Source organism: Sphingobium sp. AP50 (assembly GCF_900109095.1).
Taxonomy (GTDB): domain Bacteria; phylum Pseudomonadota; class Alphaproteobacteria; order Sphingomonadales; family Sphingomonadaceae; genus Sphingobium.
Genome location: NZ_FNYZ01000054.1, coordinates 1 through 4,185 on the forward strand (window position 1 = coordinate 1; position 4,185 = coordinate 4,185).

The following is a 4,185-nucleotide window of genomic DNA, read 5'->3' on the forward strand; positions in this document are numbered from 1 at the left end:
CATACAAATGGGTGAAGTCAGCCGACGAGATCCTCGCCTCGGTCAAACGATTCTGCCAAAAAACAATGAACCGAACTTTGGATTCAGGTGACTAGCTCTCATTGTCATTCTGCATTGGCGGAATAAAGCTGACCTGTGCCAGCCGCCAAGCCCGATCCTCCTCGTCGGGCCAATAATGTCGGGGATGGCGGCATTCCGACGGCGGATGGGTGTCATGCACCTCGGCCCGGATCAGCCGCCCGGTCTCGCGCAGACGCACTGTCGCATCGGGAAATTCTGCCTGTAATCGATCGCAGACCTTCTGTGCCTCCTCAGACAGGTCCGTGCTGGACAGCGCCCGCGGCGCGCCGTCGATCAGTTCGGCGGTGGAGGACCGCAGCGCTTTGATCCCGTCATTGAGCACATCGACAGAAATGATCGCCGCCGCCACCGAATCCGCCCACCACCAGCCAAGGCCTAGACCGATGATCCCGGCCAGCCCCGCCGCGCCGGTCAGCCAATTGGCCTTGTTCATGAGTGCGTCGGTATGGAGCAGCTTATCGTTGAGCTGTTCAGCGAGCGGCAGTTCCTTGCGCCCGATGAAGAGGGGAGGGATCAGCGAATAGATTTGCGCGGCGAGCATCAACCAGCCGAGCCACAGATCGTACCCCAGAATGACAATAGAGCCGACGGTGGCATGCTCCCGTGAGCCGAGCGCCATCAACGCATTATAGAGCAGCAGCGCGCCGACCGCCGTCAGCGCGACCGCCGCGACGAAGAAACCAAGCCCGTTGACCCGTTCGAAGCCGAAGGGAAAGCGGCGGGAGTGATGGCTGTGGCGCTCCATATGCGCCGCGATCAGGAACATGATCGGCGGGACGAGGCCCAGCGTATCCTCGATCCAGGCGGTCTTCATCGTCTCGCTTTGGCCCAGCACCAGCCCCATGGTGACGATGATGGTGAGCGTCCAGAAGATGTTCCAATATTCAAGGCGGACCGCCTTGGCCATCGTGTCGCGCAGTTCCTGCGGAAGGCTGGTTTCGCTCATTGGTTGCGTGCCTCCTGCGATATCGCTCGGCTGGCGCGCTCGACGGTCATGATCCACCGGTTCTCGCCATTGCGCATCGCGGCTTTCAATTCGATCTGCGCGTCTCCTATGTCACTTGTCGAAAGGGCAGGAGCAAAGGCCACGTTGGTTGCCCAGGGGCTATCGGCCTTGAAGCGGCCGATGACGAGATCAAGGGAGCCATCGTCAAGCTGCTGGAATAAGGACTCACCCGATCCGCTGCGCCATCGAGCATGCGCATTGGTGCGCCGCTCGATTTCCGCGACAAGCCTGCCGACCTGCGGCGCGGACGAGATGGCGGGGTCTGCAAGCGCGACGGTGAAGGTGCGACTATGCTCGATCCGTGTCGATGTACCGGCCGGGTCGCGCGGCAGCATGTCACATGCGCTAAGCAGCAGTAGTGCAAAGGAGGCTAGCCGCATCATTTCGCGGGCCCCCTCTGACACAGGCTGCTCATGACAGCTATTCCCTGTCGCACAGTAGGATGTGGATCGGCGGGATGCCTCCAGTCCGCCTCCCTCGACGGTAACGTCGTGGCGCGGAGGTTAAGGGTTTCACTGAGGCCGGAGTGCGCCATGAAATCTTTCTGGATCGTTGCTCGCAAACAACGCGCGAAACGCCAAAAGAGCCAGGTGGCACGGCCGCAGTATCTTTCAGATGCCGGAGGGCGATCGGATTCGCTTTATAGAGGCCGTCGCCTGGGCCTGGATCGCCGGCAGATCGATCCGTACCAAACGGCCATCGCGCTTGTGCACCACGCCGTCGATCAGCACGAGCGACACATTGTCGGGTCGTGCGGCATGGGTGAGCAATGAGGGTAGGTCTGCAGCGGGTGCCGTGTTCAGTGCGTCCAACCGGATCGCGATGATATCTGCGCGCATCCCCCGTACTAGCGCACCGACCTGCTTCCCCAGACCAAGGCTTCGGGAGCCATCTGTTGTGGCCCAGCGCAGCGCCATATTGTCTTCCATCAACAGCTGATTGCGCGAGACACCGCGCGCTAAATCCGTCGACAGGCGCATAACGGAAAACATGTTGGCCTGTCCTGCCAGCACCATATTATCCACGGAGAGACCCATCAGCAGGCCCGCGGTAATCATATCCGGGATGGGCGGCACACCGTAGCCAACCTCCAGTTCGGTCCAGGGGCTGATCGACACGGGTGAGCCAGCCGTTGCCACGCGATCCATGTCGGCACGGGAGGCTGAGGTCAGGTGGACGAGTTGCACGTCAGAGCCTAGGCCGTCGCGCGCCGCTAGTGCCGCAATGCCGCCACCCGCGGCCGCCTTTGGATCGGATGCCATATGGGTCGAAATTGGCAGGCCCAGCCGCCGCGCGGCGTCCCACTCCGCTTGCCAGACTTCGGCGTCGGAACGATCCGGGCCACGTGCGCAAATCCCGATGGAGACGAGAGCCGATGGCGGTTGACGTGCGATCGCGGACAGATGCTCGAGGTCCATCGGCTGGTCCTTGCCGACATCTTGGGCGTAGCCATAGGCAAAGCGACCGCGAACGCCGGATCGGACCATTGCGGCAATTTCGGCTTCTGCGTGGGCGGGGCTGCGTAGATTATGCGCCCAGTTGTGGACGGTGGTGATACCACTGCTCACCGCTTCGGCGAGTGCCAGATCGACGCCGATCGCCACGTCTGCTGGTGTGAAATGCGGTGCTATCGCCGCCATAGTTGGCATGAAGCCTCCTTTGGCGCTTCGCCACAGCCCCGGCGCCGCCGTGTTCCACATATGCCAGTGAGTACCGACAAAGCCGGGCAACAGGATATGCCCTGAAAGGTCGATGACGTCTGCCTCGCTGACAGGCAGGTTGGGACCAATTGCCTCTATCCGGCCGTCGGAGATGAGCAGGTCCGTTTTCTGTCGCGGCGCTCCGGTCATCGTCAGCAGGTGATTCGCGCCGCGCAGCAACAAGCGGCGCGGAGATGCCGCTCGCGCTGCTATCGTCATTGCCAATGGCGCTGCCGCCAGCAGGGCGCTTGCCTGCCTGCGGTTCATGATGGTCGGCAATGGCGATCCTTTCCGGTCGGGTAATTTCACGGTTCAGCAAAGGCGGCAGCGATCTCATCGATCTGATCTGGCGGAATGCGGCGCGCGATGACCGCCATGCCATGGGGAGGTTTGCGCGCATCGACCACGGTCGGGTCGCCCTGCCAATGGCGCAGACGTGCAGCGAGATAGCTGCTTCGTTGACCGGACAGAGCAGGCGCGTCCTTGCCCGGCGCATGGCAATTGCCGCAGGCCGGCAACTGGCGGGCAGGATCGCCCTTCGCAATGATGGGCAAGGTCGGCGTCGGTCGCTGTTCCAGCCCCGGCATCGCTGCGAAATGTGCTGCCAGCCTCTTCATCTCCTCCTGAGTGAGTGCAGCTGCGGCCACCTGCATCGGTGCGCTTTTGCGAGTCCCGGCCGCATAGTCGCGCAAGGCCGCAAGGAGCGAGGCTGGCTTTTGCCCACCCAGCAATGGAATATCGCGCTGCCCACGCCCGCGTCCGTCGCTGCCGTGACAGGAAGCGCATGCGGTCAGCGTGCCGGGGCGCGTGCCCGGAAGGTCGGCTGGTACGGCTTCCTGCGTCAGTGCGCGATACTGCTCTGATGTCATACCAGGCAAACGCCGCACGAAGCCGACCATCCGCCAGACCTCGTCATCGCGATCCTCCACCGGCCAGGCCGGCATGGCGGTAAATTTGACGCCGTGGCGGATGATCCAGAAAAGTTGGCGATCACTCCATTCTTTTGCGGTGACCGACAGGTCCGGGGCTGGGGGTGTCGATGCCTGCATGACCGGGGAGGGCTTCACGCCCGGAGCCCCATGGCAGACCTGGCAAGCCTGCCGAAAATGACCAGCTGCGCTGACGAGATCGCGCTCGGGCGCCTTGCCTTCGGGTGTCTGAAATGTGGAGTAGGTCCGCACCGAATTGCGCATTACCCAATGGAGGAACCAGTCGGTTACCTTCCAGTGGCCCGAAGACGCTGACACCTGCATCACGCCAGACCAGGCGAACAACATCCCTGCCGCAAACAGTAAGGAGACAGCGATGATCGCGCGCTTCCAGGTGATGCGAATGATCATGCCGGTGCGTCCTCTCTCGTCCTGAGCAGTCCGGCCAGCAGGACCAGCCCGCCCATCA

Annotated in this window: 4 protein-coding genes; all 4 read right to left on the minus strand. The window is 62.5% G+C overall.

Annotated features, from left to right (window positions below; translation table 11 throughout):
* Positions 1-91: 91 nt before the first annotated feature.
* A complete protein-coding gene (locus BMY84_RS28765; RefSeq protein WP_093088575.1) occupies positions 92-1,027 on the minus strand; it encodes a cation transporter in 936 nt (311 codons plus the stop codon).
* The gene (locus BMY84_RS28770) at positions 1,024-1,470 is read right to left on the minus strand and encodes a hypothetical protein (RefSeq protein ID WP_093088577.1); all 447 of its coding nucleotides are present in this window, start codon (positions 1,468-1,470) and stop codon (positions 1,024-1,026) included. Before BMY84_RS28770 ends, BMY84_RS28765 begins: the two co-directional genes overlap by 4 nt.
* 228 nt (positions 1,471-1,698) lie before the next feature.
* Entirely contained in the window at positions 1,699-3,066 is a 1,368-nt protein-coding gene (locus BMY84_RS28775) for an amidohydrolase family protein (protein ID WP_093088579.1), read from the minus strand.
* Between the two features lie 26 nt (positions 3,067-3,092).
* Positions 3,093-4,185, minus strand: a 1,093-nt coding sequence (locus tag BMY84_RS28780; RefSeq protein WP_371262472.1) for a c-type cytochrome, incomplete at its 5' end; no start/stop codon positions are given.